This is a genomic window from Ignavibacteriales bacterium (assembly GCA_026390815.1).
In the GTDB taxonomy this organism is placed as follows: domain Bacteria; phylum Bacteroidota; class Ignavibacteria; order Ignavibacteriales; family SURF-24; genus JAPLFH01.
Map to the genome: position 1 here is coordinate 71098 of JAPLFH010000041.1, position 26739 is coordinate 97836.

Annotated in this window: 19 protein-coding genes; 9 read left to right on the plus strand and 10 right to left on the minus strand. The window is 32.6% G+C overall.

Annotated features, from left to right (window positions below):
* Positions 1-854 precede the first annotated feature (854 nt).
* The 6 genes from NTX22_13000 to NTX22_13025 all read left to right on the plus strand — a co-directional run bounded on the left by NTX22_13000 (position 855) and on the right by NTX22_13025 (position 8461).
* Entirely contained in the window at positions 855-2576 is a 1722-nt protein-coding gene (locus tag NTX22_13000; protein MCX6151441.1) for an ABC transporter substrate-binding protein, read from the plus strand.
* Entirely contained in the window at positions 2560-4398 is a 1839-nt protein-coding gene (locus NTX22_13005; protein MCX6151442.1) for an ATP-binding protein, read from the plus strand. Before NTX22_13000 ends, NTX22_13005 begins: the two co-directional genes overlap by 17 nt.
* A 57-nt stretch (positions 4399-4455) precedes the next feature.
* Positions 4456-5853, plus strand: coding sequence for a sigma-54 dependent transcriptional regulator (locus tag NTX22_13010; GenBank protein MCX6151443.1), 1398 nt, complete (start codon positions 4456-4458; stop codon positions 5851-5853).
* 258 nt (positions 5854-6111) lie between these two features.
* The gene (locus NTX22_13015) at positions 6112-6519 is read left to right on the plus strand and encodes a response regulator (GenBank protein ID MCX6151444.1); all 408 of its coding nucleotides are present in this window, start codon (positions 6112-6114) and stop codon (positions 6517-6519) included.
* Between the two features lie 8 nt (positions 6520-6527).
* Positions 6528-7172 (plus strand): hypothetical protein, encoded by a 645-nt coding sequence (locus tag NTX22_13020; protein ID MCX6151445.1) that lies wholly within the window; start codon positions 6528-6530, stop codon positions 7170-7172.
* A gap of 41 nt (positions 7173-7213) precedes the next feature.
* Positions 7214-8461: a T9SS type A sorting domain-containing protein gene (locus NTX22_13025; GenBank protein MCX6151446.1), complete on the plus strand. Its 1248-nt coding sequence runs from the start codon at positions 7214-7216 to the stop codon at positions 8459-8461.
* A 107-nt stretch (positions 8462-8568) separates the two neighbouring features.
* Here the strand turns inward: NTX22_13025 and NTX22_13030 are convergent, their stop codons facing one another.
* The 7 genes from NTX22_13030 to NTX22_13060 all read right to left on the minus strand — a co-directional run bounded on the left by NTX22_13030 (position 8569) and on the right by NTX22_13060 (position 17876).
* Positions 8569-11121 (minus strand): SpoIIE family protein phosphatase, encoded by a 2553-nt coding sequence (locus tag NTX22_13030; GenBank protein ID MCX6151447.1) that lies wholly within the window; start codon positions 11119-11121, stop codon positions 8569-8571.
* 3 nt (positions 11122-11124) lie between these two features.
* Positions 11125-12807 carry a SpoIIE family protein phosphatase gene (locus tag NTX22_13035; GenBank protein ID MCX6151448.1) on the minus strand — a complete coding sequence of 561 codons (1683 nt, stop codon included), beginning with the start codon at positions 12805-12807 and terminating at the stop codon, positions 11125-11127.
* Positions 12808-12816: 9 nt separating this feature from the next.
* The gene (locus NTX22_13040) at positions 12817-13251 is read right to left on the minus strand and encodes an ATP-binding protein (protein MCX6151449.1); all 435 of its coding nucleotides are present in this window, start codon (positions 13249-13251) and stop codon (positions 12817-12819) included.
* Positions 13252-13253: 2 nt separating this feature from the next.
* Complete coding sequence (locus NTX22_13045; GenBank protein ID MCX6151450.1) at positions 13254-13607, minus strand: STAS domain-containing protein; 354 nt, start codon at positions 13605-13607, stop codon at positions 13254-13256.
* Positions 13607-15679: a SpoIIE family protein phosphatase gene (locus NTX22_13050; protein MCX6151451.1), complete on the minus strand. Its 2073-nt coding sequence runs from the start codon at positions 15677-15679 to the stop codon at positions 13607-13609. The genes NTX22_13045 and NTX22_13050 overlap by 1 nt, the downstream gene beginning before the upstream one ends.
* Before the next feature lie 38 nt (positions 15680-15717).
* Positions 15718-17004: a hypothetical protein gene (locus NTX22_13055; protein MCX6151452.1), complete on the minus strand. Its 1287-nt coding sequence runs from the start codon at positions 17002-17004 to the stop codon at positions 15718-15720.
* 272 nt (positions 17005-17276) lie between these two features.
* Positions 17277-17876 (minus strand): sigma-70 family RNA polymerase sigma factor, encoded by a 600-nt coding sequence (locus tag NTX22_13060; protein MCX6151453.1) that lies wholly within the window; start codon positions 17874-17876, stop codon positions 17277-17279.
* Positions 17877-18112: 236 nt separating this feature from the next.
* On the opposite strand from NTX22_13060, the gene NTX22_13065 reads away from it, so the two are divergent.
* The 3 genes from NTX22_13065 (at position 18113) to NTX22_13075 (ending at position 21220) form a co-directional block, all read left to right on the plus strand.
* A complete protein-coding gene (locus NTX22_13065; GenBank protein MCX6151454.1) occupies positions 18113-18451 on the plus strand; it encodes an STAS domain-containing protein in 339 nt (112 codons plus the stop codon).
* A 120-nt stretch (positions 18452-18571) separates the two neighbouring features.
* Positions 18572-19843: an adenylosuccinate synthase gene (locus NTX22_13070; protein MCX6151455.1), complete on the plus strand. Its 1272-nt coding sequence runs from the start codon at positions 18572-18574 to the stop codon at positions 19841-19843.
* 171 nt (positions 19844-20014) lie between these two features.
* Positions 20015-21220: a HAMP domain-containing sensor histidine kinase gene (locus NTX22_13075; protein MCX6151456.1), complete on the plus strand. Its 1206-nt coding sequence runs from the start codon at positions 20015-20017 to the stop codon at positions 21218-21220.
* A gap of 63 nt (positions 21221-21283) precedes the next feature.
* Here NTX22_13075 and nadA read toward each other — a convergent pair whose 3' ends face one another.
* From nadA to NTX22_13090, 3 genes are all read right to left on the minus strand, one after another.
* Positions 21284-22228 carry a quinolinate synthase NadA gene (gene nadA, locus NTX22_13080; protein MCX6151457.1) on the minus strand — a complete coding sequence of 315 codons (945 nt, stop codon included), beginning with the start codon at positions 22226-22228 and terminating at the stop codon, positions 21284-21286.
* A gap of 339 nt (positions 22229-22567) precedes the next feature.
* On the minus strand, positions 22568-24583 hold the full coding sequence (locus tag NTX22_13085) for a T9SS type A sorting domain-containing protein (GenBank protein MCX6151458.1): 2016 nt from the start codon (positions 24581-24583) through the stop codon (positions 22568-22570).
* 304 nt (positions 24584-24887) lie between these two features.
* Positions 24888-26540, minus strand: coding sequence for an amidohydrolase (locus NTX22_13090; GenBank protein ID MCX6151459.1), 1653 nt, complete (start codon positions 26538-26540; stop codon positions 24888-24890).
* Positions 26541-26739: the final 199 nt, after the last annotated feature.

The following is a 26739-nucleotide window of genomic DNA, read 5'->3' on the forward strand; positions in this document are numbered from 1 at the left end:
TATTGTTAAAATCAAAACTTAGGATTCTATCTTCTAAACGATTTTATTTTTTAGTTAAAAGAATATCCTCCCTCTAAAACTATACTACGAAAGAAATAAAATCAACATTTAAATTGTAGTGATAGTAAAAATTTTATATTTGAATGACTTTAAGAAAATCCCAAAAATCATCAAAATATTTCATTTCCATTCCTTGATGGAAATTTTTAGAAAATAACTCACATTAATTTCCAAAGTCTTCTGAATACTTGTGATTAACCACCGCTCCGAATTATATATTTTTGACTTGTCTTACTTACAGATGAACCTTCATTGCTTTGCTGTGACAAACTCATAAAAATTTCGCTTGTGGCATTATAGTGATGTTTAATCATTTCACCATATTTCATCAAATTCAACTGCTATTTGAATTTTTCAGTTCCTGTATTCTACCTTTAACTCAATATTGCAATAATTGGTTCCACCTGCGGTAGTTTCTTGCTATCAATCAATCTACACTTGCAATTCTTTTATAAATTATCATTCATGTTCTTACTTAATCCTCAGCTAATAGGAAATAATCTAAACATTGTTGTTTCTTGCCCTTCTCGAATTATCAGAAATTTTATACCAATTAACGAGTGCAGGTTCGATAATTAAATCCCAGAAAACATTATTGCCATCAGGCAAACAATATTTTAGCTGCTAACAATCAATAAATTATGGTATGAATTTATTGGGTCATAATTCTATTAAATTTTCTTCAAATAGAAATAAAACGCTCCCAAACTATTCTAAAGGCAAAAGAGATAATTTTGTTTTAATATTCAAATAATTATATTACAAACAAAAATTGATCTACGTGGAGTAATTACTTGAGAATTTTAATTGAATATAGAGTTATTGCCGCTAAATTAAATTTACAGAATTATTCACCGATTCACTCCCCAACCAACTTTCCTTACATCACTTTTCTCTTAGCATTATTTTTTTCATTAGTTATGATGGCTTGCAAGAGCAACCAAAATGAAACTAAAACACTTTTACATTCAGGTGGTACATTTAAGCTATTGTTAAGCGATCCGGTAGAAAGATTGGACCCAATTAACATAATGTATGATTCCGATTGGCATATCTCTGCATTGATTTATGAAGGATTGGTGACATATGGAGAAAAATCAGGTGATATAAAACCGTTGATCGCAGAATCGTGGCAGATATTAAATGAAGGTAAAAGATATATATTTAAAATCCGAAGTGGCATCAAATTTCACAACGATCCATGTTTTATAAATGGAAAAGGAAGAGAATTAAAAATTGAAGATATCATTAAAAATTTTGAGAGGATAGCAGACCCAAAATCTGATAACATTAGCTGGGCACTTTTCCGGGGAAAAATCGAAGGCATCAATGATTTCCATTTAGCTAAAACCAAAACCATAAGTGGAATAAAAATTATTGATGGGGAAAATCTTGAAATAAATTTGACAAAACCTTACGTATCATTTTTATTATGCCTCGCGTCCCCTTCTGCATTTATAGTACCACCAGAAGCAATTGAATATTATGGAAGCGACTTTGAAAAACATCCGGTTGGAACTGGACCTTTCCGGTTAGCATTATGGAAACCGCTTGAAGAAATGCTCTTGGTAAAAAATGAAATTTACTGGGATAAATCAAAAGATGGTCAGCAACTTCCTTTACTTGATGAAATATACGTAAGGTTTTTAGCTAATTCATCAATTGCTCTATCTGATTTTCTTAAGGAAGAAAACTTTTTATACTTAGTGAATGAGAATGTTTTTCAAAAACTAAAATCAGAAAAATATTTTTTTGACAAGTACAATTATGAAAAAATAGATTATGGTTTTAGTCTTCGTTTTTTTGGTTTCTCTCTGGATAAAGGCTCACCACTGGTAAAGGATGTTAACTTTAGAAGAGCATTAGCTGTAAATATTAAATTAGAATCGATAACTATTGATTCGCTAAATAATTTTGTAATAGCCAGAAGCCTGGTTCCTCCAAAAATGTTTGGTGATTCAACTCTTACTTTTGGAAAACACAACTTCAAGTCTTTGGAAGATAGCTCAATTTTTATAGATCAAATTAAAAAATATAAAATAGATATTTTGAGTACAATTTATTCAAAAGAAATTAAATGCCTTGAAAATTCACTTGCTGAATTAGGAGTAAAATATTCAACCAACATTCAAACTTTGAAATATTACGAACAGATTGAAAAAGATCGACCTGATATTTTTCGTGTAGGCATGCTTCCATCTTACCCGGACCCGGAAGAGTACTACAATTTATTTCACTCAAAAAACATCAACAGTGTTAACTTAACGCATTATAATAATCCTGAATATGATAGAGTACTTGAAAAGGCAATGTTCGAACAAAACAAAACAGTAAGGCTGAAATATTTTTTACAATTAGAAGAAATTCTTAAAGAAGATGTTCCTGCTATTTATATATCACACGAAGGACCAAGATATTATCTTTATCCAAAATTTGTTCGCGGATTAAAAATCCAGTATATGATCCCAAATTACAAATGTGTGTGGCTGGAAAGAAAGGATGCCAAAACAAACTAAATTAAAGCACAAAATAATTCTTCTTTTTACAGTTTTTACTTTTACTATTCTTAGTATTGTAATAATTTATTTTTATTTCACAAATAAAAAATACATTCAAGAACAATCCCAATTTGAAATCAAGTCATATTCGAACCAATGTTTTGATGCTATTCAAAAAGAAATTGAATATTCACAATTTGAATTAAACGATTTAACATCACAATTAGAATTTATTGTTAGCGAATCCGGAGGGTTATATAATGATGAAGTTACCAATGTTTTCCAAAAGTTTATTGATTCTTTTCCCTTCAAATATTCTAAGGTTATAGTCTTCAACCAAAATCGTAAGGAATGTATAATTGGGATTCCTACAAGGGTTTTCAGCGGAGAAATTTTAGCGGACATCTCTCAGGCAGATAGTTCTTTTCAAAGAAAAGAATTGCTAAACCTGAAGGAAATAATGGAGAACAATAAAAGCAAGAATATGGTGTTTAATATTGATAATAAAGAATTGAATTTTTTATTAAAAGATTCACATAAAAACAATTTTGTTCTTCTGGCAAAATCCAATATTGATAATTTTATAGAACAAGCTTTAAGTAAAATTAACTTTCCCAACTCAATTTCTGTATTTCTTGCTTCGTATGATGGAGTAGTACTTTTTGCTACTGATAAAAAACTACAGAACCAGCAGGTAAATAATATTATCCCGAATGGGCAATATTCCATAAATAAGTTTACCGCCAATAATGAAAACTATTTCATTGATAATAACAATAGCACTATTAATTGGAAGAATTTTAAGGCGTTGAACTTATTCCTTCAAATCCAAAATGATTACAGCAATGAGATTAACAATCTGAATACTATTTTATTGCGGGTGGTTGGATTCACCATATTTTTTATAGCTATTGTATTAATAGTAATAAGCTATCTTAGCAACCGTTTATCAAATTCATTAAACAGAGTAACAAATGTAGCCAACCTTGTTGCTGCAGGCGACTTTTCACACAAAATAGAAATTGTAAGAAATGATGAAATAGGAATTCTAATTAATTCTTTTAATGAGATGGTAAATAAACTGAAAATAAGCTATTCAGAATTAAATGAACTTAACATTGAACTGGAAAATAAAATTAACGAACTCATTCAGACAAAAGCCGAACTATCCCAAAAACAAAGATTGGCGTTGGTTGGTGAAACTATTTCGAAAATCTCACACGAAATTCAAAATAAAATTAGCGGGATAAACATTTGGGTCCAGAATCTGGAATTCCAATTAAAGAATGACGAGACTTCAATAATTTATTTGAATGAAATAAAAGAAGCCTTAAAATCTTTTCAGGAAAAACTTGTTAACTTTAAAAAATTCTATAGACAGCCGCAACTTAATAAACAGAAGATTGATTTAAATCCATTTGTAGATAATATTTTAGATGGATATTCGCTGGAAATTTCTTCTAAAGAATTAACCATAAAGAAATGTTTTTGCGAAATGATTCCTTTTATATGCGGAGATAAAGAACAACTTGAAGAAGTATTTATCAATCTACTATTAAATGCCTTGTACTTTTCTCCGCAAAAAGGAATTATAGAAATACAAACATTTAAAAATGAAAAGAACATAAGCGTTTCTATTTCCGATAATGGACCTGGAATTAAACAGGACGACCTTGATAAAATCCTTCAACCTTTTTATACAACAAAATTAAGTGGAAGCGGACTTGGACTTACCATTGCCAATAATATAATTACCGCACATAACGGCGCTCTTAAATTTTTCAACAAAGAAAATGGTGGCGCTTGTTTTGAAATAATTCTTCCTTTTACTGATGAGTAATTAAATATTATGATGATGTATAAAGCAAAATTGTCTTTAGTTATAAGAGGTAGTTAAATGAAAATTCTATTAGTTGATGATGACCGATCAATAAGAAAAGGTATAGAAACATTTTTAATTTCAGAAAACCATGTTGTTTCTTGTTATGAAAATGGAAAAGACGCTCTTGAAAAATGTAAACAGGAAAAGTTTGATTTAATTGTTTCAGACATGATGATGCCTGAAATGACTGGTCTCGATTTTCTTATTAACTTAAAGAATGAATCTGACGAAACACCTTTTATTTTAATAACTGCATATGCATCAATTGAGGATGCTGTAACAGCAATGAAGATTGGGGCTGAGGATTATCTTACCAAACCATTAAACCTGCTTGAGTTAAAACTGAAGATTGATAAAATTAAAAGTAAAAGAATTCTGGTTGAAGAAAATATAGAATTAAAAGAAAAGCTGAAAAAGATGGAATTCCCGGATTTAATTGGAAACAGCAAAACTATGATTGATGTGAAAAATAAAATAATAAAAATTGCGGCTGATCCGGATGTGTCTGTTATGATTTATGGTGAAAGCGGAACCGGGAAAGAAATAGTTGCAAGAAATATTCATTATAAAAGCAAAAGAGTTGATAAACCATTTATGGCAATAAATTGTGCTGCTCTTTCAGATGAAATTTTGGAAAGTGAATTATTTGGACACGTTAAAGGTTCTTTTACAAATGCAATAAAAGATAAGATCGGACTTTTTCAAGCTGCTGATAAGGGAACACTGTTTCTTGATGAGGTTAGTCAAATGAGTCCACGACTACAGGCAAAGCTACTACGAGTTTTGCAGGAAAGGAATTTTCAACAAGTTGGAAGCACTCAAACGATAAGCGTTGATGTGAGAATAATCGGCGCTTCAAACAAGGATTTGAAAAAATTGATTGAAGAAGAAAAATTCAGAGAGGACCTATATTACAGATTAAATGTAATTGAAATCTGCCTTCCGACTTTAAGTGAACGAAGCGATGATATACCTTTGTTAATCAATCATTTTCTACAGAAAGAAAATATTCGTATGCAAAAGCAAATTTTCTTTTCACCAGAATCTGTAGAATTATTACAAAAGTATTCCTGGAAAGGAAATGTGAGGGAATTGGAAAATTTTATCAGGATGATGTTTGTTACAACCGAAAAGCAAACGATTGAACCAACTGATTTACCGGAATCCATTTTTTCTGAAGTGCTAATCTCCTCTTTGAAATGGAAAAATCTTTGGCGGCAAAATAATTTTCAAACTGCATTAAATAGCGCCATTGAAAATTTTGAAAGAGAGTTCCTGACTTATCACATAAAAAATAATTGTGGAAATATCTCCAAGACTGCTGAAGCAATTGGATTATCAAGAGTATCTTTGCATAAAAAAATAAGCCAGTACAAACTTATATCTGATGAGAAAAATGGAGCTAACTTCTAATTCAAAACAATTTTTAAAATATCACTGCTGTAAACTAATTCCCATTTTGTAAATATTAGTTTACACTAATTCGTTTATTCATTTTACTCCCAAATTAAGTCAATCAATCTTTCCAATAAACTTGTCGTAAACTTCAATTAACAATCAGGATATTTTCCATACAGAATTTCCTGCCAAATCAATTCAAATAACAAAAAAATTTGCCTTATGGATTTTGGCAGGACGATTGTATGATAATATTAAATTCATTTAATAATTATGACAACAAATTATTTCAACTCTTCCATAACAAAAGATAAACTTGATTCCCTTTTGATAATTGAAAAGGATGAAATTCAGCGAAAAGGATTAATTGTTGCAATGATGGATTCATTTACTGAAATCCGATTAACCAATAATCCGCACGAGGCGATAGCGATTGCAAAGAAACGCAAATTTTCTGTGATAATTTCCGAAGCTGGATTTGATGTGATAAGCGGAAGTGAACTTATAAAAAACTTGTACGCCTGTAATCCGGATTCACTTATAATTGTTATATCCTCATACTTAAATGAAGAAATAAAAACTGAACTTCAAAATGCTGGTGCGCAGTTAGTATTTGACAAACCTATTGACATTCAAACTTTACTCAAAGAAATATTCATCTTCAAGAATAAAATCAAATAGGAGAAAAAATGAAAAGATCAAAACTATTTTTTTTACTGATTATTTTATTACCTCTTACAATTTTTATAACATTAGAAACAGGTTGCAAAAAAGATGAAAGCAATCCTGCTAATTCAACTAACAACGGTAATAATCAAACTGATGCTAATCAGGTAAGAGGTGAGAATTGGCTGCTTGGAACCTGGGAAGGTATTACGCCGGGTGATGCAACTCCACCACTTAACAATAAAAAAGTAAGGATTATTTTTACTGCCGTTAAATTATCAAGTGAAAATAATCCGCAGAGAACGCAAACAAACAGAATTTATGCTTACACTGGAACGATTACCTGGGATGCCGATGGAAATGGACAGTGGACTATGGCAATTAATGCTAATGATTTTCCAGCTGAAACCGGCGGAGGTACAGTTATTTGGGAATGCACCACCTTTAAACCTTCAAATCAATTTACAGAACATATTTCTCTTGGGGCACACGATACTGCAAACACAGCCATAAGACATGGTGTTAGTTTAAACTGGGGTCCAATGATTTCGACTACATCGGCAAGCTATACTTATCTGGATTTTTATGGAGACATTGAAGTGGACAGTGGTTCGAATGAACGAATAGAATTTTCACCTGACAAAATGCTGCGACTAACTAAAAAGTGAAATTAAATAAAACCAATTAAAATTATTAAGGAGAATTGAAAATGAAAAAGTTTTCTGTGATAATAGCTGTTTTAATAATAACTATTTTCCTGCCGGCTCAACAAAAATTTTCTTCAGATTACTTAAAGCATAAGTTGAATCTGAAACATCAGGAAAATATATTGAGAGAAAACTATAATCCATTTGAAATTAAATTAGATTCCTGGATTCCAACAGATCTGCTATCTCAAATGTGGGATAACAATGATTGGCAGAATATGGCTTATACACAATTCTTTTATGATGCAAATGGAAAATTAACCAGCGATTTGAGTCAAAGTTGGGCAGATGGTGCATGGGTTAATAACTCTCGGACCACCTATACTTACGAGGGTAATCTACAATCAATTATGGAATCTGATAATTGGGAGAATGAAACATGGGTTCCTGCCTACAAAACTCAATGGACCTACAATGAAAACAGGAGAGTAACAAACATTTATAACCAGACATGGGTAAATAGTGAATGGGTAACTAATAGTCAGGATACTTATACTTACGACGGTGACAATTGTACTCAATTATTGATGGAAAATTGGGTAAATGGTGCTTGGGAAACTTCTCATAAAACGACTTATGAATATGATGCTGAGGGAAATAATACTGTTTCCATTTCTGAGACTTGGATATTTGGTTTTACAATCACGGGAAAAGAGATTAACACCTTCGATCAGGGTTTACGAATTACATCTCTTCGTCAAAATCTGGCTGGGACAGATTGGATGGATGCTGGTCGAACAACTTATTCATACAACACAAACAGGCAGCAAACACAATTTGTAGGTGAACAGTGGACAGGCTCTGAATGGGTAAATACAATGAATGGTCTATTTACTTATGATGCAAATGGGAATAATACGGAATCATTAACACAGAACTGGGAGAATGGTGCCTGGGTAAACTTTATGAAATTGACATATAATTATCAGCCGTCAACTGATGTAGAGAATAAAGAAATATCAATTAAAGATTTTAGACTATTAAACAATTATCCAAATCCGTTTAATCCTTCAACCAAAATTGGATTTCTAATTCCTGCCAGTCCGGCAGGTGGGTCGGAATTCGGATTTGTTTCATTAAAAGTATTCGATGTTCTTGGAAATGAAATAACCACATTGGTAAATGAAGTAAAACCATCGGGAAAATATCAGGTGGAATTTAACGCTGCAGATTTGCCAAGCGGTATCTATTTCTATAAACTTCAAGCTGGTAATTTTGTTGAAACTAAAAAAATGTTGATGCTTAAATGACATGGTCATTTAAACTGAAATCCCGATTCTGATCGGGGTTACTCCACAAAAAAAAATTTCATATGTCCTTCAGGGTTCGGGGGGAACCTTGAAGGTACTTTTAATAGCTATAACATCTTCATTAAAACAATGGTTATATCATCATTCTGTTCTCTTCGCCCACGGAATTTTTCTATTGACAACATAACTTCATTCATAATTTCTTTTACAGGTTTCGCTTTGTTCATTTTTATTACTTCAGCAAATTCATCCATTCCATAAAGATCGTTATGCTCATTCATCGCTTCGCTAATTCCATCTGAAAAGAAAGTATAAATTTCATTCGGTTGATATTTTAATTCGATTTGCTCAAGAGATTCTTCAAATATTATCCCTTCCTCCAAGCCCAATCCAATACCTTTTGATTGATAAATTTTAACCGCTCCATTAATTACCAACAATGGCGAATGCCCCGCCCGGCAGAATTTAATTGTTTTAGTTTCAGCATCTATTAAAGCAAGGTTAACAGTAATAAACCAATTTCTTTCAATGCTGTCATAAATTCTCTTATTAATTTCCACCAAAACTTCTTTTGGTGAAATATTGTTTTGACAGTACAATTGCACCATCGTTTGTAGTTTGCTCATATAAAGGGATGCGGATAATCCTTTGCCAGAAACATCACCAACAATTACAAAAAGTTTTGTTGGAGATATTTGAATCAGGTCGTAATAATCTCCGCCAACCTGCATTGCAGGAATCATTTTACCGCATAAATCAATCCCGGTAATTTGAGGAATCTGCTTAGGCAGCAATCCTTCCTGAATTTTTCTGGCATTATCCAAATCTCTTTCCATCGTTAACTTTTTAGCTTCAGATTCATATAGCCGTGCATTCTCCAGAGACAAACCGGCTTGATTTGCAGCAGCACAAAGTAGTTCCAAATCCTTTCCCGCAAATTGAGAACCCGATAGTTTTAAACCGAACAACAATAGACCGATCACTTTGGATTTAATAACCATCGGTACAATTGTGTAAATATTTTCCTGGATTAATTGCTCGTAATTATCCGGAAAAATTTCCCTGAATTGAGATTGCTCAATGTAAGTTCGTCCATTAATTTCCAATTTTTCCTGAATAAAATTTGCAAGCTGATTATTTAAATCAGAAATAGTAAGTTCATTTATTGACAAACCAAGATTTCTTCTCAATTCATATTTCAAAGAATTATTTTCTTTAAGCAAAATACCGAAGCGATTAATTCTAAGTGCGCTAATAAATGTTTCCGTCATAGAATCAAGAATATTTTCCAAACCAACAATGCTAACAACATCATTGCTAAATTTTAGAATAACTCTTTGATATGTAAATTGCTCCGGGTAGAATCTTCGAGTTAAAAGATTTTGAAATTTATCCTTGGTTGATTGAAAGATAAACGCAAATATCACAAACGTGAAAACTGCTATTGCGCTTTGATAAGGTGTTCCGATTGCTGAACCGATACCTTGTCCCAATCCATAAGTAACTAAATAGTAAATGACTGCTATAGTTGCTGTGGCGGTTCCATATACAATTGTATTTTTTACAACTACGCTAACATCCATCAATTGATACTTAAAAATTGAGTAACCAAAGGAGATTGGAATTATAGCAACTAAAACAATCGGCATAAAGTACTCCGGAGAGTTAAAGATTGTATCTGCAATAATATTTGCAACCATAGTTGAATATATTAAAGCTACAACTCCAAGAGTATATGCAGCAAGAATTACAATTAAAGGTTTTTTCTCTTCTTTTGTTTTTAATCTATAAAAATTAATGAATAATGAAATCAATCCAATTAAAAGTCCAAGTCCAAGTAATATATTGGTAATTCGTATTACATAGGCATAAAGTAATTGGTCATTCGGAATAAAGACAAAGAACCATCGATATAAATAAGATAAAAGAAACAGAGTAGCGGATGAAATTATGAATGCCTTTTTTAGCCATTTCTTTTCAACAATCTTAAATGGTTTGGGAAAACTCCAGAAAAAATATACGATCATAAATGGTAAAGCAAACCCTGCCATAGACCAGATAATATCAACTGTAAGAACTATCGGCAGATAGCGTACAATTGGATTATCTCCCCAGGGATTTGTTATAAGAACAATTGACATATAAAGAACAAATCCACAACCAATCCGATAAAACAATCTTTGAACTTTACCATCGGGTTTTGCCATAACAACTATAAATCCAACAACCAGCCAAATAAAACCGAGTAGTCCAATTCCAAGATTTCCAAAATTTATTAATTTTTTAATATAGACTTTAGTTTCTATGATCTTTCCATTTTTCTTTATAGTATAATTAGCATACTCACCTTCTTTATGTTTATTTAAAGTAACCTGAGCGACTAAAGCGTTAGGTAATTTTACATTGTCTATTTTTAAAAGTATATCTCCGTTCCTTACACCAGCATTCCAGGTTACGCCGTTAACTTTAACACTATTAAAGAAAATCGTAATGCTATCCTTAGCCATTTTTTTTGGAATCCACAAGCATTCATCATTAGAAACAACTGTAACAACAAAAACAAAATAAAGATTTGCCAGAGCTACAAAAGCCACAAGCGCAGCTAAAAATATTGTAATGGTTTGCCTGTATTTTAATAATATCGTTTTAAGTTTCTTCATAAGTTATTTTACTTTAATGATCATAAGAGTTATATCATCTGACTGTATTGCACCTTCAGTATGTGTTTGAACATCATTCCTGATTTCTAAAAGAATTTTTGCGGCTTCTTCCTGATAAATTTGTTTGCTTAATTTTTCCAGGCGTTCATCCGTAAACTCTTCCATCATTTTATTCATTGCTTCTGTTACACCATCCGTAAAAAGAATTATTGCATCCCCCGATTGCAAACTAATTGTTTCCATTGCATAAGGCTTAAGAGTTTTTAAAATTCCAAGAATCATTCCCCCTTTTGTAAATTTTGAAATATTTCCATTTCTAATTAAAAGTGGTGGATTGTGTCCGGCGTTTACATATGTTAAAGTTATAGCTTCATCATTAAGAATTCCCCAAAAAAATGTAATAAAATTTTCTCCCATCGTATTTTCAGAAACAAGATCGTTGATCAAGCCGGTTGCATCGCTTAGTTCCATTCCGTGTTTGGCAATTATTTTTAAAAAAGCCTGCAGGTTTGCCATAAGCAGTGAAGCAGGTACCCCTTTACCGGAAACATCAGCAATTGCAAACAGAATATTATTATCATCAAGTCTTAGGACATCATAATAATCTCCGCCAACCTGTTTTGATGAAACATTTACAGCCTGTATTTCAAAGTTCTGTAATTTAGGAAGTGATTTGGGAAAAAGATTTTTCTGAATATTTCGGGCAATCTCAAGATCCTTTTCCATTTTTTGTTTTTCAAGAGTTTCTTTAAATAGACGCGCATTCTCAATCGAAATCATAGCAAGGCTGCCGATGGAATAAATATATTCTGAATCAGATTCTGAATATTCAATGTTGTTAATTCTTTTTCCAAGTAAAATTAATCCTTTAGTCTCGCGCTGGATCTGCATTGGAATTAAAAGCTCTACACCAATATTAACTAATTCGCCATATTCTTCTTTCAATTTTTCTTTTCTTAAAGGAGTAATTATTTCGGCTGGATTACAATTTTGAAGTATCGCAGAAAGTAACGGTTGTGGGAATTTGGAATCCAGTATTGTCATACCGTTAGGTTCGCAAACAATAACAGCATAGTTAGAAATTAATAACTGACCTATAATTGAATAGATAAGAAGTTTTACAACCCGCTGTGTTTCCAGTACACCGCTAAACTCTTTGCTAAGTTCAAACAAGGACGAGAGCATGGATACTTTTGAATCCAGGCTGCGATTAGCGGTTTTCAGTTTCTCAAAAATTATTGAATTCTCAATTGCTGTTGCGGCAATATTAATAATCAGGTCTATAAATTCTTTATCATCAGGTGTGTATTCTTTCTTGCTAAGTTTATCACCAAGAAAAATAATTCCCAAAGTTCCCTGTGATGATTTAATGTGTTGGCAAAACTGTAAATTATATTTTTCTTTGAAGTTTGTTAAAACAGGTTTATTGTTTTCAATATCTTCACGATTGATTGAAGGAAATTGTTTAATAACTTCTGCTGTTAATCCTTTAAATGATTTTACCTTCAACTCACCATAATCATCAAATAAAGCAATTACACCTTTTGTTGTATGAAATTTTCCAAAACAGGTTAGCAAAAGATTATTGAGATTGGATTTAAGATCTAAGCTGGAGTTAATAAATTTACCAAAATCTACAAGAGCAGATAAATTTCTTTGTGCACCATCGGTATCAAATAAACTCATAATACACTTTTATGAAAGATATTTTACCAGAACAACTTGATTTTTATTACCTGTGTTCGGATTATACCGGACTTCATCCATCAGCTTCTTCATCAGGTAAATTCCTAATCCGCCAACTTTATGCTGCTGATAATATTTTTTTATATCTGGAACGGGAATTATGCTGGGATTGAAATCTAAACCATAATCAGTTATAGAAACAATCATTTTATTTTCAGCAACTTTAATATTAATAAGAATATCACCTTCAGGTGAGAATTTATAAGCATGTTTAATGATGTTTGTACAGGCTTCATCAACAGCTAAAGCAATTTTATCAACAACCTCTTCAGTAAAACCGGTTTGAGATGCAATTGACTTTGTAAAGTCTCTAATCATTCCAAGGTTATCTGTTGTGCTTTTAACCTTAATTTCTTTTTCAATTGATTTAATATTGTTATTCAAGACTAACTCTTCTCGCTGAACTTTTGAACTGCTTCCTTTTCGTCGTTATAAAATTCATAAAGTAATGGAAAACCAAGCAGATCAAAGATGTTATAAACTTTTGGTGTCATATTGGTAAATTTAATATCGCCTTTATTATCCCGCATTGTTTCTACGTAAGCCATAAAAACACCTAAACCAGCGCTGCTTATATAATTTAAACTTTCAAAATTTACAACTACTCTGTACTTCTGGCTATCAATTAGTTTAGTGAATATATTCTCCAGCTCTGGTGCTGTGTGTGCATCAAGATAGCCTTGTAAGTTGATTATACTTACCTGATCATCTTCGTGCATTTGCACATTAAAGTCTGCCATTAAATCTCTCCCGAGTTTTTATTTTTTAATTTCCATTTGAAAATAACTAAAGTAATATCATCATGCTGCGGACTTCCTTGCGAAAATGTAGTTACTTCCCTCATAATCTGATTTGCAAGTTCATCCAAACTTACTTTACCATTAGTTAGAATTATTTTTTCAAAACGTTCATCACCAAAATCCTCCAGAGATGCATTCTTGGATTCTGTAATACCGTCTGTGAACAATACTAATATATCATTTTCTTTTAATTTAATCTCAACTTCTTCAATTGTATTAACAAAATTTGAAGTGTGGTCGAGCCCTAAACCCATCCCACCCGGTTTATAATGTACAATTTTACTATCCCGCGATAAAAGTAACGGCATATGACCAGCACGGGCAAAAAACATTTTGGAATTTATTAAATCAAAAACACCATAGATTACAGTAATAAAACTTTTTTTCTCAAGGCTAAATCTTAAAATTTCATTTGCTTTAATTAAAACTTCGCGCGGGCTTTCTATCAGTTTAGAAAGTGATTCAAAAATTCCTTTAATCTCTGCCATAATAAATGCGGCAGTAATTCCTTTACCGGATACATCTGCAATAACAAATCCTAATTTATTATCCGGTAGATGAAAGAAATCATAATAGTCACCACCGACTTCAAAAGCCGGAATAAATACGGCGGAAATATCCAGGCAATCAATTTGCGGAGTTTTATCAGGAAGAATTTTATACTGAATTTCCCTTGCAACATCAAGTTCCTTTTCCAAGCGTTCTTTTTCTAATGATTCTTCTAACAATCTTGAGTTCTCAATAGCCAGGGCAGCATATTCTGCAAATGCTCCAATCGATTTCTGGTCATCCTCATCAAACTGATCTTCCGATTTTCTGGCAGCAATAAGGTAACCATCAATTTTATTATGAACTTTTAAGGGAGCAATTGCTAAACATTTAATTGTCGCATTATTATCCGCGGTTTCTTCACCTCTTAAATTGCTTAGTCTAACCGTTTTAACATTTTTTATATTTCTTAAATCATAGTTTGAGGAAAGCTTGCTTACTATTTTATCCGCTTCAACATAACCTATATTTTTTACAGCGCTAACTGTTAACACTCCTTCTGTTTCTGATACCAACCAGGCTGAGTTTGAATTGCACACTTGAATTGTTATATCAGTTACAGTATCAGCTAATTCCTTAAAATCAAAAACCTGGGTAATTAATTTGCTAAGATTTATTAATGATGATGCTTCCTGAGCTTTTCTATCGAATGCTGACGCTGTTGGGAGGTGGAACAAGGTTGTAAAGAAAATTATTCCAAAGAAGATGGTTCCATAAATCATTAAAAGAATTGTAAACTGATGAAGTGATGGCGAAAACTCCAATAATAATTGATTTGAAACATTGCTGGAAGATGCGAGCGCAATATTAACTCCGAAAAGAATTGAAAGTACAGTTGAAATTATTAATAAATAAATTTTCTCCTTCTTAGTAAGGAAAGCAATCCATGGAATTCGGATAGAGTTAATTGATATAAGAAGAATTGTAACTACCATTAGCGCAGGTTGGATATAATCCATGTCTTTTTTTAGAAGAGCAATATTATTAGAAAGCGAAGTAGCTAATAAAAAAATTGCAAGTGTGTTAAAATAAAATTTTGGACTTTTCTTTTGACGAAGGAAAAACAAAGTTTTAAATACTGAGTATATATATGCCAGCGCAGCAATAAATATGAATGAATAAAATGTTGATCCGATAGAGAACATAAAATTTTCGCGGGTCAACCCATCAAAAATTCCCGAAAGAACCGGAGCGAGGACGGACAGCACAAAAAATATTACTGCATTCAGGATTCCTGCATTTAGTATTATAGAAAGCGGCGTGTACTTTTTTGTGTTAATAAATTCAAGCGAATAAATTGATACAAAATAGAAAGTTAAAATAACAAGCGCTTCATTTGGAATTACCCAAAGTACTGAGTTACTATATGGAAAAATTAGTTTGAATAAAAAAAGTACGACAGAAAGTACCAGAGCATTTTCCAGCTTGTAGGTTCTATCGAATTGGAAGAGTTTAAAATTCATTAATACTTTAATTTTTGTTTTAGATTATGCAGGTAAATTTAATTCACTTTATTTTGCTTTTTCGCTTGTTTCAATTCTTTTTTCAATTGCTCCATTTGTTTCTTAAATGCTTTTTTATCAAAATATTTAGATGAAGAATCCCCCACTTCTGCATGAATTGAATTAACAATTGAATCTATTACTTCTGCTGGAATATTGACATTTTTTAATGCTTCCAGCCCAATGGACATGCTTTGTTGAACAATTTCATTCAAATCTGGTAAATCAATATTCAATTCAAAATCCTGAGGTACTTCAGGTGGATTCACTTCAGTAGACGATTCTGGTTCTGTTATCCTCATATTTTTTGTATGCATTTTGAAGTTAAGTTTTTTTAATTCATTTGTAACTTCATTTAAATCAGCAATAGCCAAGGGTAAATCCGGAATTTTAATTTCCGGTATTTCTACATTTGGAACTTGAATTCTGCAAAAATTAGGATCGATTTGCATTGTAAAGTTTTGTTTGTTTTTTTCGTTCTGTAATTTCATCATTTCTTTTTGGAAAGCGATGCGGACTTTAAAGTCATCCTTCATATCTTTCAATGCATTCTTCTTGTCTGCAATTTCTCTTTTTATATTTTCCTCATCCATTTTATAGACTGAACTGAATATGGAATCCGGCGTAACGAAAAAATAATTGCTATCCCGTGCATCCCTGGCTTCGGAAACAAATTTGTTTAATCCAGGATTGTTATAAAAGTTATGGTATAATGGAACTAACTGATTGAATTTTGCACTGTTTGCTTGTGAAGCAAACATAAAAATATCTGCACGGATTGCCTTGTTGAGATTCCAGAGATTAGAATTAATCGCAATTGTATTCTTATCATTTATTAATACTTGTTTCCTGATTTCGTCCTGGTAAGATTCAAGTAATGAATCCAATTTTTGCTTTTGTACATTATTAAATTCGAATGATTTTACAAATTGGTTAAGATTATTCTTTCGTTCTCCATCGGAATTCTTAACAAATTCAAAATATTTATTGCCTTCGGATTCATCCCCAAGTTTTAAATATTGTTTATTGTTTTTATCAAGTGGCAATTCATTATTCATTGCAAAGTTAAAAACGTCGTCGTTCGTAATTGAAGTTCCAACAAAAAGAGGTTTTAGGTTTTGAGAATAGAATTCAACTAAATTATGCTTCTGTTCATCAACAATTTGACTGATATTTTTATTTTTGAAAAAGAATATTAAGGCAATGGTTAAAATGATTAACCCAGCAACAGGAACCCATTGCTTTGCACTTAGGTTCCATCCTGATTTTGTTTTTTCATTTCCCATTATTTACCCTTTCAGTTTCATTACATTCTATTAAACAACTCCCGAACACTTACAAACACAGATAGGAGAGGCACTTCGTTTTGCTAAATTATTAAATCATTAAGTCACCTTACGCAGCATTTTGAACTCTACCCCAAATCCCCTTCTCTTTGAAAGAGAAGGGGACTAAGGAGATGAGTTTTTTGGCTCAAATATCTAAACGATGCGTAACGTGACTCATTAACACTAAAGTGTTAGCAGGAGGTGCAAAGAACATTTTTTGGAATTAAAGTTTAAGTAAACAATTCCCCTTCAAATGGTTGAAGCAGAATTTTAATTGTTTCTCTTGCTCTAAATATCCTGGACTTAATTGTTCCTACTTCACAAAGAAGTTGATCTGCAATTTCTTTATAACTTAATCCATCCATTTCACGCATAACCAGGGGAATTCTAAGTTTTTCCGGTAACTTTTCAATTGCCGCCTGAACTACTTCTTTAATATCAACAGTATCGCTTGGTTTACTATAAACGCCATAATCTTCATCAGAATCTTTTATAGGAACAAAAATGCTTCTTATTTTTATTTTACGCAGATGATCTTTGCACTTATTAACTGTAATTCTATACAGCCAGGTTGTAAACTGAGATTCAAAACGAAAAAGACTCATCTTACTAAAAACGCTAATAAAAACTTCCTGAGAAATATCATCAACAAGTTCTCGGTTACCAACAGTTAAAAAAACCAGGTTTCTAACTTTATCTTTATGTTTCATAACTAAAGTTCTAAACGTAGTTTCATCACCATCCATAAACCGTCTTATCAAATCAAAATCTTCATCAGTACTTGGTGATTGTTGAGGAATTATTTCGTTTCCGTTTTTATTTATAACCATTTGATTAGACGATAAATTGGATTCTTAGTTCCGTTTATTAAATAGATTGTAGAATTTTTAACCGGATACTGGACAATTAGGTCATTTCTAATATTTTATTGGAATAAAAACATTAAAACTGCTACCGAATTAAAAATATATTTTAACCACTCATAAATTAACAATAAATTCTTTTAATTTGCTTGCAAAAAATGACTCATCTAATTAAATTGCAGTAGAAAAATAAAGGAGCATTCATGAAAGTTAAAACTGAAGAGCACTACAATGCTGTTGTAATTGAGCTTAAAGGCAACGTAATGGGAGGCCCAGAAGCTACTGAGCTTAATGAGTTATTGCACAAACTTATTGATGACAACAAAAAAAATCTTATTATCGACCTGGCAGAAGTAAAATTTATGAACAGCTCTGGATTAGGTATGTTAATCAGCGCTTTCACAACAATGAAGAGCGGCGGCGGTAATCTAAAATTAGCAAACGCTACTGATAAGATTCAAAGCCTTCTTTTAATTACAAAGCTTGTAACAATTTTTGAAAACTTTGATTCTGTTGAACAGGCTGTTAAAAGTTACGCTTAATAACTTTAAGAAAAATTTAGCAAAATATTCTTTATAACTCCGAGTAGTTTACTCGGAGTTTTTTATTTTTACCATCCTTTGGAATTGCAATAATTATATTATACAGGAGAATTAAACAAAATGAGTGTGTCAATATTAGTCGGTAGCCAATGGGGCGACGAAGGAAAAGGGAAAGTTGTTGATATCCTTAGTGAAAAATATGAGATTGTTGCCAGGTACCAGGGTGGCGCAAATGCCGGACACACTGTTCAAATTGGTGATAAGCAATATATTCTTCATTTAATTCCCTCTGGTATTTTACGGGAAAATGTTGTTTGTGTAATTGGTAATGGCGTTGTTATAGATCCCAAAGCATTGCTAGAGGAAATTCATCTTCTGGAAAGTAACGGTATAAAAATCCTTGGCAGGTTGTTTATCAGTCACAATGCACATCTTATTATGCCCTACCATAAACTGCTTGATTTAATAAGCGAAAGCGGAACGAATAAAATAGGTACAACAGGAAGAGGAATTGGTCCCTGCTATATTGATAAGTATGCACGAAAAGGAATTAGGATTGTTGATTTGCTGAATAAGCAAGTGCTGGAACAAAAGATAAGAGAAAATTTGAACGAGAAAAATAATCTCCTTAAAAAAGTTTATGAAAAAGAAGGACTTGATGTTGAGGAAATTATAAAAGAATATACTGAGTTTGATAGAATAATTGATCAATATATTAAGGACGTTCCTGTTTTTCTAAACAATTCAATTTCGGAAGGTAAATCGATTTTGCTTGAAGGCGCCCAGGGTGCTTTACTTGATGTTGATCATGGTACATATCCATTTGTAACTTCTTCCAGTCCGACTTCCGGCGGTGCTTGCACTGGAACCGGCATACCACCAAATAAAATAGATGATGTTATTGGAATTGTAAAAGCTTATACCACACGCGTTGGCAATGGTCCCTTCCCTGCCGAACTATTAGACGCTGAAGGAGAAAAACTACGTAAGCTTGGTGCAGAGTACGGCGCAACTACCGGACGCCCAAGGCGCTGCGGTTGGTTCGATGCCTTCCTGGTAAAATATTCTTGTATGATAAATGGAATTGACACCGTTGCAATTACCAAACTTGATGTATTGGGCAGCTTTGATAAAATTAAAGTTTGTATTGGATATGAACTTGATGGAAAAACTTTAAAATCATTCCCAACTGATGTTAGTCAACTTGAAAAAGTTAATCCAATTTATGAAATACTTAATGGCTGGAATACGGATATTTCAAATGCAAGATCTTTAGATGAATTACCTTCCACAACTAAAGACTACCTTAAATTTATGAGTACTGAATGCGGATTTAAAATCAGGATTATTTCCGTTGGACCGAAACGAGACCAGACAATTATACTTGATTAAAAATTGCAGGGTTTTTCAGAATAGTTATTTCCATATTTGGTTAGTGCATCAGCTAATACTAAACCAAGCTAAAAATGAAAATGAGATTAATTACAATTCGGAATTGCATTTACTTATTTTCGCCAGAATCTTTTTATACCTAAAGATTTCATTTAACAAAGGATATTATAAATGAAAATGTTTGGTGGACCAACTTCAATAAATTTGAAAATACTTTTACTCTTCCTGGCTTTTGGAATTGCCATTGGAACATTCTTTTACACTAATTCTTTGGTTGAAAAACTACAAAAAAAAGACAAGCAAATTGTTGAGCTATATGCAAAAGGATTAGAGTACTTAATTAACGCAGAAGATAATTCTTCTAACCTTACATTTGTTTTTGAAAATGTAATTAAGCCAATTGATTTCCCTATCATTTTAACTGATCGTAAAGATGAAATAAACTTGAAGGATAAAACGAGCTACCGGAATTTAGTTATTGACTCAACTTTGTCACCCCCCGAACAATTAAAAATTTTAAAGACAAAAATTAATGAAATGAACGAGATCAATTCACCGATAGTTGTTTCATACAAAGATTCCATCATCTTTGGTAAAATACATTATGGCGACTCTGACCTGATAAAACAACTGCGCAACTATCCATACCTTCAAATTTTTGCAGCGGCAATGTTCATTTTGGCTGGCTATATAAGTTTTAGCAGCATAAAGAAACGGGAGCAAAGTAATATTTGGGTTGGAATGGCAAAGGAAACTGCTCATCAACTTGGTACTCCAATTTCCAGCTTAATGGGCTGGTCCGAGATTTTAAGCTTGAATTATAAAAATCCCGATAAAGTTTTAGATATAACTGAAGAAATAAAAAACGATTTGATCCGCTTAAATAAAATTGCGCAAAGATTTTCTAAGATCGGCTCTAATCCTGAACTGAAAGAAACAAATCTGCAAGAACAGATAAATAAAACGATTAAATATTTCGAACGAAGACTTCCGCAGATTGGTAAGAATGTTTCTCTAACAATTGAAGGATCCGGGAATGTTTATGTCAAATTAAATCCTGAATTGTTTGAATGGGTATTAGAAAATTTAATTAAGAATGCGCTTGATGCAATTGAAGGGAAAAAAGGAGCAATTACTTTTCAAATATTTGAAAAGAACAGAACAATAGAAATAGAAGTTACAGACACGGGAAAAGGAATCGAATTAAAAAGAAGAAAAGATGTCTTTCGTCCGGGATACAGTACAAAGAGAAGAGGCTGGGGATTGGGACTTAGTTTATCTAAAAGAATAATTGAAGGATATCATAAAGGAAAAATTTTCGTTAAGACTTCATCTCCGGAAGGAACAACCTTCAAAATTGTTTTGAAAAAAGTTTAACAACTGAAGTTTGATTTCTGTAAAAATATTTTGTTAAAAATTTTCAATTTCAACAATCTGGTTTCAACTCATTTCCAGCATTCGTGTAATTGGTGTTAAAGCTTTCACCCAGACAGATTCTTCCATTTCAATTTGTGGATTTTTATTTTTCATGCACAAATAAAGTTTTTCAAGTGTGTTCTTTTTCATAAATGGACAATTATTACATGAACAATTTTTTTCCGGTGGAGCAGGAATAAATGTTTTTCCTTTAGTATGGTTTTCCATTTGATGAATTATTCCAGGCTCAGTTGCAACAATATAAGCGGATGATGAATCAGTCTGGACATAATTCAATAACATACTTGTTGAACCGATAAAATCAGCGTATTTTAGGACGGCTTCTTCACACTCCGGATGTGCAATTATTTTAGCTTGTGGATTTTTTATTTTAAGTGATATAATTTTCTTCTCGCTAAAAGTTTCGTGAACTATGCAAGTTCCATCCCATAATGTCATCTCTCTCCCAGTTTTCTTTTTCAAAAATCCACCAAGATTTCTATCCGGTGAAAATAATATTGGTTTATCTGGAGGAATCTGGTTTATTATTTTTTCTGCATTACTGGATGTGCAAATGATGTCACTCAAGGCTTTAACTGCGGCAGTGCAGTTTATATAAGTTATTGCAACATGATCAGGATGTTTTTCTCTAAAGGATTTGAATAGCGGAGCTGGGCAACTATCTGCTAACGAACAACCAGCTTCTAAATCCGGCAGTAATACTAATTTATTCGGATTTAAAATCTTTGCTGTTTCTGCCATAAAATGAACACCTGCAAAAACAATTACATCAGCATTTGTTGCTTTCGCCTTTCTAGCAAGGTCCAGACTATCTCCAATAAAATCAGCAATATCTTGTATTTCAGATTCCTGGTAATAATGTGCAAGAATTACTGCATTCAATTCTTTTTTAAGCGCAAGTATTTCCCTGGTATAATCTATTTCATTATTCATTATAAAATTAGCCATATAAAAATTCTATGTTTACTACTGTATAAATTTAATCAATAATAAGTCTGGGTTTCAAGGGGAAAAATCGTTTAGTTGCTTTTCCTATCTTTTAGAAAAACTTTTATTCTTTTCTCAAAAACAAAATTTTAATTTTTCTTTACATTGATTCCTGCGGAAATAAAAAGAATTTCTATGGCATTTTGTTTGAGTACGTAGTTCCGCTGCTGTGAAGCAGTTGAAAAACATAGTTTCTCATCCCTCCTTTAAATGACAAACTATCTGCCGTGGTTGTGCCCTCTTCCACGGCAGTTTTATTTTTAAATCATAAAGGAAATAATAGGAGAGATTCAATAATTTTTATTTTGAAAGAATCATCTTTAGAATTTTTAATTTTGATCCAGCTTTCGAATTGAATTCCAATTTGCAGAAATATATACCACTTGGATAATTTTGAGCATTCCATTCAATATTATAATGCCCGGGTTCTTCAATTTGTTCCTTCAATAGAGTTACCTGTTCACCTAGAATATTGAAAATTCCTATTTTCACAATTCCGGTTTCGGATAAATTATATTCAATGTTAGTGGTTGGATTAAACGGATTTGGATAATTTTGTTCTAATATAAAACCATTTGGAAAATTGTTACCAGTAACTTCAACTTGGCTGCTGTATTTATATTTACCGTCATTATCAATTTGTTTTAAGCGATAAATATAATTTCCGCTTGAAACTGTTCTATCAATATAAGAATATTCTTTAGGCGAGTTGCTGTTTCCATTTCCATTTATAAAACCCAAAGTACTCCACTCTTCACTCTTCATTCTTCGTTCTACATTAAACCCATAGTTGTTCACTTCAGTTGCTGTTTTCCAACTCAGTTTTACTTCTTTACCAATTAGGTTTGCTGTAAAGGAAGTAAGCTCAACAGGAAGTAAAGAACCGTCTGATTTTAAATTAGTTGCATAAATATCGTAGGTAGCAATGTTTCTATAATCATTCCAGCAAATAATAGCACCTTCACTTCCATTGCTTATTAAAACCTGATCTGATTGTGATCTAATTGCCCCACATATTAATTTTCCATTTGAAGTCCAACCGGAATGAACAGAACCACCAGCATCCATACGTTGGGCATAAATATCCTGGTCTGAACCACGTTGATCGAGCCAGGAAATAATTGCACCACCAATTCCGTCACTAATTATTTCAGGATTATTTTGGTGCACTAAGGCATTACATACTACATTACCACCTGTTGACCAACCGCTTGGAAAAGTACCGCTTCCGTTAATACGCTGCGCATAAATATCATTATTACTTTCACCCTGAAACCATGTTACAAAAACTCCGCCGCTCCCATCACTTGCAATTTTGGGTAGACACAAATCTTGTATCATTGAAACTGATATTCCTTTAGGCCATCCAGTAACTACTGCACCGCTTCCATCAAAATGCGTAGCAGAAACTGAAACATAACTAACATATGACGAATTTTCCCACGTAAAAAAAGCGCCTCCGCTTCCGTCACTTATTAATTGTGGATGTCTTTCGTTAAATCCATCCGCATCATTACACACAGCAACACCATCGGTTGTCCATAATGTACTGCCGGTTGAATTTATACGCTGTGCATAAACATCATGCTTGGTGCCAGATCTATAATCCTCCCAGCAAATAATAGCGCCTCCGTAACCATCGCTGGTTATTTTGGGATAGATTTGATCTCTAGAAGCTCCGCATATTTGAATGCCAACATTTACACCTAAAGTTAACCATTGGGGAACTCCAGCCCCATCAATTCTTTGAGCATAGATATTGTTAGTCGAAGATTCATCCCGTGAATCATACCATGTTATAATAGCGCCATGATTTCCATCTGTCGTTATAACGGGAGACCAATGTGAACCGATATCACCTACAAAAACTATATTACCGCCTGCTGTCCATTTAATAATTCCATTGGCATCTATCCTTTGCGCATAAATGTCTGTATAACTTCCTCTTCGAAAATCTACCCATGTTACTATTGCGCCACCACTGCCATCACTTACAACAGCAGCCTGAGTTTGAACACCTGTTGCAGTGCAAACAGCAATTCCATTTAATGCCCATTTTACAACACCGCTTGCATCAATTCGTTGTGCATAAATATCCCGTCCAGTAGTGCTTGTATTACGTTCATCAAACCAAACAATAATAACTCCTCCGCTGCCATCGCTGCAAATACAAGGAGGATATCCATTATCTTTACCCCAAGCTCCAACACAAACCGGATTATTTACTAAAGGATCCGGTGACCATTGAGAATAAGTGATAGATAAGAAAGGAATTGATAAAATAAGGAAGACGAACAATATTAGTAGTTTTTTCATAACCGCCTCTGAAGTAACTTATAGAAAAAGAAAAATATATTAAAAAGATATTGTTCGTAATAAAAAGGATATTAAACGGATGTAATTTTATATAAATCGGAGAGTAATGTCAATAATTAAATCGATAGTTTTTAATGCTTGTGATTATCAATACCAGATTGGTTTGGGATTTAAATTTAGGATTATTGTATTCTGTAAAACACTCAGTATTAAGTCCTAAATTTCACATACCTAATTACTAATTTCAAAATTGATAATTGGCATTTGGAAATTGTTTATTATCTGTCCTTTGTATTTTGGAATTTCAATTAAAGATTATTTCTCCATCAAAAACTGTCATTTCAACTTTCACAGTTTTTATCATAACCGGATCGATTGTTAGAATATCTTTATTAAGAATTACGAAATCTGCCAGTTTACCAACTTCAATACTGCCTTTAATTTTTTCTTCGAATGACGCATAAGCATTGTTTATTGTATAGCATTTAATTGCATCTTCAATAGAAATTTTTTGCTCAGGTATCCATCCACCGGGATTTTTATCATCCAAAGTTCTTCTGGTAACGGCAGCATAAATTCCAAGTATTGCATTAAGCGGCGCAACTGACCAATCACTGCCAAAACATAATTTTACTCCGGCATTAAGAAAGGATTTAAACGGATAAATATCTTTCAATCTTTCTTTGCCAATTCTTTTTTCTGCCCAGCAGCCATCATCTATTGCATGGTAAGGTTGAACCGAAGCGATTACCCCAAGTTTTGCAAACCGATCAACATCAGTCCGTATTACATGCTGAGCATGCTCAATTCTAAATCTTCTATCCCAAACTGGATTAATCTTTTCAATTTCTTCAAACATATCAAGCATCAACGAGTTTGCGCTATCACCAATTGCATGAATACAAAGCTGAAGTTTATTCTTATCAGCATTTATGGACCATTTTTTTAAGCTGCCATCTGTAACAATTTCCATCGCTAAACCATTCGTGGTTTTATCCTGAACATATGGCTCAAAAAATAAAGCTGTGCTGGAACCAAGCGAACCATCTGCAAAAGCTTTAAGCGAACCTAATTTTAATTTGTTGCTGCCAAATCCATATTGTATTCCAAGGTTGCTAAGATTTTCATTATCATAAACAGGAAGCCGGGTATAGATGCGGCAGGTTAGTTTGTTTTCACGTTCAAACTTTTGATAAGTTCTCAGATCATTTTGATAAGTAATATCCTGTACCGAAGTGAATCCATTTTTCTTTGCTTCATCAAGCGCTGCAGTTAAAGCTGCTTCGTATTCCTTTTCTGAAGGGGTCGGAACCAAACCATAAACCAGGTTCATTGCATTATCTTTCAGCATACCAGTTGGCTCACCCGTTTTTAAATCTTTTACAATCACTCCACCATCAGGATTCGGAGTATCTTTTGTAATTCCAGCAAGTTTAAGTGCACAGGAATTTGCTAATCCCATATGTCCGTCAAATCGGTTTACAAAGATTGGTGTAGTGGGAGAAAAATCATCAATCCATTCTTTTGCAGGAAGTTCTTTTACTTCCCAGGCTTCGTGGTCCCAATCGCCTCCGGTTATCCATTTGGATTTATTTTTAGAAACGTAATCTTTAAGAATAGCTTTAAACTCTTTTGTTGATTTTGCTTTCCGTAAATCAATCCCCAACAATTGAAATCCACCGCTTAGAAAGTGAACATGGTTATCAATAAAACCCGGAAGCATTAATCTTCCATTAAGATCAGTTACCTGTGTATGTTTATCAATCAGAGTTTTAGCTTCTGCATTGCTGCCAACAAAAATTATTTTATTGCCATCCGTTACAACTGCTTCAGCAATCGGTTGTTGATTATTAACCGTATAAATTTTTCCATTGATGAATGCTTTTTTTGTGGTTTGCGAAGTTAGATTTGTATTCATAACTATTCCAATCAATATTATGATGATTAATGATTTCATTTTTATTCCTGTGGAAATTCTTTTCCGCAAAATACGAAAAGAAATAATTTCTAGTGAGGTGTTTTTCAAAAAGATTTCTAAATCTTTATCTTTGAATCGGAAAAGTAAAGTGTTTTGATCGCTTAATAGGTAATTGAAAATTTGAGGGAAATGAATTGTTTGATTGTTTAATTGCTAAATTACTGTAAAAATTTAACCA